This window comes from Paracoccus sp. FO-3 (assembly GCF_006386455.1).
GTDB lineage: Bacteria > Pseudomonadota > Alphaproteobacteria > Rhodobacterales > Rhodobacteraceae > Paracoccus > Paracoccus versutus.
Genome location: NZ_VCBQ01000203.1, coordinates 1 through 3,658 on the forward strand (window position 1 = coordinate 1; position 3,658 = coordinate 3,658).

A 3,658-nucleotide genomic window follows, 5' to 3' on the forward strand; every position below is an offset into this window, starting at 1 on the left:
CCAGCGGCTGAAGCGGTCGATGAAGCGTTCGGTTGGCGCGCGGGCCTCTTCAGCTTCTTCGACCAGGCGGATGATGCGGGCGATGGTGTTGTCCTCGGGGCCCTTGGTGACGCGCACGCGCAAGGCCGCCTCGGTATTTATCGCCCCCGCAAAGACCGAGTCCCCCGGTCCGCGCGACTTCGGCACGCTTTCCCCCGTCACCGGGCTTTCGTCGATGCCCGAGGTGCCCTCGGTGATCTCGCCATCGGCAGGAATCCGGTCACCGGGGCGCACGAGGATCATCTGGCCGATGGCAAGGCTGGACGCCGGAACCTCGCGGGTCGTGCCCCCAACCTCCAGAAGGGCCGTTTTGGGCACGAGATTTGCCAGCGCCCGGATTCCGTCCCGCGCCTTGCCCGCGGCCACACCTTCCAGCACCTCGCCCACGGCGAACAGGAACACGACCAGCGCTGCCTCCTCAGCCGCGTCGATGATCAAGGCACCGATGGCCGCGATGGTCATCAGGCTTTCGATGGTGAAGGGTTGGCCCATCCGCAGCGCGGCGAAGGCACGATGCGCCACGGGGGCGACACCGATCAGGCAGGCAGCAATGAAGGCCCAGCGACCGATCTCGGGCGCGAGGGTTTCCACAACCCAGGCGGCCCCAAGGAGCAAGCCAGTCACGATCACCAAGCGCCCCTTGGCGGTCTGATACCAGTGCTTGCCCCGATCGGCGGGTACGTCATGCACATGGCCGAGGCTGTCGTGGCCGCTGTCGTCAGACCTTACTATCCGTTCCGCCTGCGTGGCGTGGTCGTGACTTGTGTGGTCGTCTCCGCTCTCCTCGCCGCGCGGGTTGGTCGCGGGGGGCGCTCCCGGCAGAACGAAGTCCTTCTTCGCCCCGGCCGCGCGCGGTGCAATCCCGTAGCCTAGCGACTTGACCGTGGACTCAATCTTCTCGCGGCTGGTCCGGCCCTCGTCCAGCGTCAGGCGCAGGCGTTCGGACATGATGCCGACCTCGACGCCGCTAACCCCTGGCAGCCGCGCCACAGCATCTTTGATCTTGGTGGCACAAGATCCGCAGTCCATGCCCGAAACTGTCCAGTCGCAGGTGGCTTCGCGTGTAGCGTCTGTCATCGTGGTCCCCTCTGTCCGAATGCGGACAGTTGCCTTCATCGAATCAGGAACCTAATGTCTCTAGCAACTATAGCTTCAAGGGGAATCTGATGCTGACCATCGGGAAACTCGGGCAGCAGGCCGGGGTCAAGGTGCCGACAATCCGTTACTACGAGCAGATCGGCCTTCTTCCGGAGGCCGAGCGCAGTGCCGGAAACCAACGCCTCTACAGCCGCAAGGCGCTGGAGCGGCTGGCCTTCATCCGGCATGCGCGCGACCTTGGCTTCACACTCGAGGCGATCCGCGATCTCCTAAGCCTGTCAGACAATCCCGACCAATCCTGCGCCGCCGCCGATGCCATCGCTAGGGCCCAGTTGGCCGAGGTCGAGAGCCGCCTTGCCCGCCTCACGGCGCTTAAAGCTGAACTCGAACGCATGGTCCTGCAATGCGCGGGCGGTCGGATCGCAGACTGTCGGGTGATCGAGGTTCTGGGCGACCATTCCCTCTGCGCGACCGATCACAGCCACCCGGAACCCGAGTTGTCCTCGTGACCGCCCCTGGCACACTCGCCATCTACATCTGTGCCGCACTCGCCGAAATCGCAGGCTGTTTTGCGGTCTGGGCCTGGATGCGGCAAGGGGCAAGCATGCTCTGGCTGGTCCCGGGGATCCTTAGCCTTGCGGTCTTTTCGTGGCTCCTGACTCTTGCCCCTTCGGATTTCGCCGGGCGCGCCTACGCGGCCTACGGTGGCATCTACATCGCCGCCTCGCTGGTCTGGCTGTGGGCAGTGGAGAAGCAACGACCGGACGCGTGGGACCTGAGCGGTGCCATGCTCTGTTTGCTCGGAGCGGCAATCGTCCTCTTTGCACCGAGGGCAACCGGAAACTGATGCGACGCAGCGGGTTCCGGCGAGCAATGATCACCTTCGTTCACCGGCGATGTCGCGAACTTTCAGTGCCGAAGAGCAGGCATGGGCAAGCCCAACCAACAAGCCATTGCAACTTAGGGTCAGGACCCATTGATCATCTGCTTGCGACGTGATTCAGGCTCCGTAAGGAGACTGACCAATGAGCAATCTTTTCTGGCTGACCGACGCGCAGATGGCACGGCTCGAGCCCTTCTTTCCCAAGAGCCATGGCAAGCCGAGGGTCGATGACCGTCGGGTGTTGAGCGGGATAATCTTCATCAATCGCAATGGGTTGCGATGGTGCGATGCGCCGAAGGAATATGGCCCGCCCAAGACCCTCTACAACCGCTGGAAGCGGTGGAGTGACAAGGGGGTGTTCGCCCGGATGATGGCTGGGCTGGCCTCCGAGGCCGCCGCTCCGAAGACGGTGATGATCGATGCGACCTACCTGAAGGCGCACCGCACGGCGACCAGCCTGCGGACGAAAAAGGGGGGCCAAGTGACCAAAGGGGCCGCCTGATCGGCCGGACGAAGGGCGGCATGAACACCAAGCTGCACGCCATAGCCGATGCCGATGGGCGCCCGATCCGCTTCTTTATGACTGCAGGCCAAGTGAGCGACTACACTGGCGCGGCTGCCCTGCTGGGCAGCTTGCCAAAGGCGGACTGGCTGCTCGCTGACCGAGGCTATGACGCCGACTGGTTCAGAGATGCGTTGAAAGAAAAAGGGATAAGGCCCTGCATTCCCGGCCGGAAGTCGCGCGGCAAACCCATCAAGCACGACAAGCGCCGCTACAAACGACGCAACAGGATCGAGATCATGTTCGGGCGGCTGAAGGACTGGCGCCGGGTCGCAACACGCTACGATAGATGCCCGAAGGTCTTCCTCTCGGCCGTTGCTCTCGCCGCTACCGTCATGTTCTGGCTATGACACAAGAACGAGTCCTGACCCTAGTGATTTCATGTGGAGGAGGTTGAACCGCATTCCCTCCCCCTCCTCCTGTCGTCCAATCTACGTTTAGACTGGCGCTAGTATCCCTGACCGATAGCAGTCTGTAGGCTTGCCCGATGGGAAAGGAGGCTTTGGGCCGGGTGCGTCGCCGCTTTCGCTCAACCGACCGCCAACTCGCCTGCCGTCTTCCCTGCCTCCACCGCCTCCACGAACCACTGCGGTTTCCGGCCGCGGCCAGACCAGGTGAGAGCCGCATTCTCGGGGTGACGATACTTAGCCACGGCTGGCGCACGGGTTGTTTTCACCTCAATACCGATCAGTTCGGCGAGGGAGTAGCCCATCTCCTTAGCGATGGCTTCCAGCTTGGCACGAGCTTCGGCCTTGTGACGGTCCTCATGGGTGGAAATCGCCTCGGCGAGGTCTTTCTGCAATTGCCGCAGTTCCTTGAGCGACATCGCCTCGAGATTGAAATCAGCCATTGGGCCCTCGTGCCCTGAGTGATGCGTCAGGGATAACCGTCAGGTCGCTACATCGCAACTCCCACGGATGTTACCGCGATAGGGCAGGGGGATGAGGTTGGCTTGGGCCGCCGGGTCGATGCTCTCTGAAATGCTTCAACCCCGTTGCCTTGGCCAGGAAGGCCGAGTTCTTCGGATGCCCCAGGTCGCCCCTATCCCCGGTGCCATCCCTTCGACTGACAATCCC

General features: G+C 63.0%; 5 protein-coding genes. 3 read left to right on the top strand and 2 right to left on the bottom strand.

Annotation, left to right across the window (positions count from 1 at the left end; translation table 11 throughout):
• The coding region (locus FE811_RS26125; protein ID WP_140849407.1) for a heavy metal translocating P-type ATPase at positions 1-1,116 on the bottom strand (1,116 nt) is incomplete at its 3' end.
• Positions 1,117-1,205: 89 nt separating this feature from the next.
• Between FE811_RS26125 and FE811_RS26130 the strand changes: the two genes are divergently transcribed.
• The 3 genes from FE811_RS26130 to FE811_RS26140 all read left to right on the top strand — a co-directional run bounded on the left by FE811_RS26130 (position 1,206) and on the right by FE811_RS26140 (position 2,932).
• On the top strand, positions 1,206-1,646 hold the full coding sequence (locus FE811_RS26130; RefSeq protein ID WP_140849409.1) for a helix-turn-helix domain-containing protein: 441 nt from the start codon (positions 1,206-1,208) through the stop codon (positions 1,644-1,646).
• A complete protein-coding gene (locus FE811_RS26135) occupies positions 1,643-1,984 on the top strand; it encodes a YnfA family protein (RefSeq protein WP_255469854.1) in 342 nt (113 codons plus the stop codon). Before FE811_RS26130 ends, FE811_RS26135 begins: the two co-directional genes overlap by 4 nt.
• A 178-nt stretch (positions 1,985-2,162) precedes the next feature.
• Positions 2,163-2,932, top strand: a protein-coding gene (locus FE811_RS26140) for an IS5 family transposase (RefSeq protein ID WP_255469855.1) whose coding sequence is annotated in 2 segments (ribosomal slippage) — positions 2,163-2,499 and positions 2,499-2,932 — 771 coding nt in all. Because the reading frame shifts where the segments join, the coding sequence is not laid out codon by codon here.
• Between the two features lie 179 nt (positions 2,933-3,111).
• On the opposite strand, the gene FE811_RS26145 is transcribed toward FE811_RS26140, so the two are convergent.
• Entirely contained in the window at positions 3,112-3,432 is a 321-nt protein-coding gene (locus tag FE811_RS26145; protein ID WP_140849413.1) for an H-NS family nucleoid-associated regulatory protein, read from the bottom strand.
• Between the last annotated feature and the right edge of the window lie 226 nt (positions 3,433-3,658).

Excerpts from the sequence above, each read along its gene's own strand:
- FE811_RS26130 (WP_140849409.1), top strand. The coding sequence starts at position 1,206 with ATGCTGACCATCGGGAAACTCGGGCAGCAGGCCGGGGTCAAGGTGCCG.
- FE811_RS26145 (WP_140849413.1), bottom strand. The coding sequence starts at position 3,432 with ATGGCTGATTTCAATCTCGAGGCGATGTCGCTCAAGGAACTGCGGCAA.